This window comes from Burkholderia sp. Se-20373 (assembly GCF_017104705.1).
Lineage (GTDB): Bacteria > Pseudomonadota > Gammaproteobacteria > Burkholderiales > Burkholderiaceae > Burkholderia.
This window is the reverse complement of record NZ_JAAGPH010000380.1, coordinates 1-673: the sequence shown is the minus strand read 5'-3', so window position 1 is coordinate 673 and position 673 is coordinate 1. Positions and strand designations below refer to the sequence as shown.

The window sequence follows — 673 nt, the reverse complement described above, 5'->3', positions numbered from 1 at the left end:
GGCGGACAGCGCGACCGCGGCCGGGCTGCCGGTGACGACGGTGCGCCTGCCATTCGCGTCGCTCGGCGCGTTCGATCCGCTGCGCCTGCGCGGCGCCGACGACGCCCGCACGATCAATGCGGGCGTGCGGCTCGACCGCGTGGTCACCGGCGCGCGGCTGCGCCTGACTTACGCGTATTCGCCGTCGCTGGTGTTCCCGATGTCGCACCTGAAGGTGTCGGTGAACGGCGAGGTCATCGCGACCGTCCCGTTCGACGCCGCGCAGGCGGGCCGCACGGTCACGCAGGAGATCCCGATCGATCCGCGCTACTTCTCGGATTTCAACCAGATCGGCCTGCGCCTGATCGCGCACTACACGCTCGACCATTGCGAGGATCCGGCCAACTCGGCGCTATGGGCCGACGTGAGCCCGAAGAGCGAGCTGATCCTCGACGAATCGCCGGTCCGCCTGCCGAACGATCTCGCGCTGCTGCCCGCGCCGTTCTTCGACCGGCGCGACAACGGCCGCGTGCGGCTGCCGTTCGTGCTGCCGGCGTCGCCCGATTCGGCGACGCTGCGCAGCGCGGGCGTGCTCGCGTCGTGGTTCGGCGCGCTGGCCGACTACCGGCATGCGCGCTTCCCGGTGTCGACCGGGCTGCCGGCCGACGACCAGGCTATCGTGATCGGCACGGCA

General features: G+C 71.5%; 1 protein-coding gene. It reads left to right on the top strand.

All coding sequences use genetic code 11. From position 1 onward, the window contains the following. Positions 1-673 (top strand): cellulose biosynthesis cyclic di-GMP-binding regulatory protein BcsB (locus G3N96_RS38865; RefSeq protein ID WP_206140508.1); only part of this gene is annotated, 673 nt, incomplete at both ends.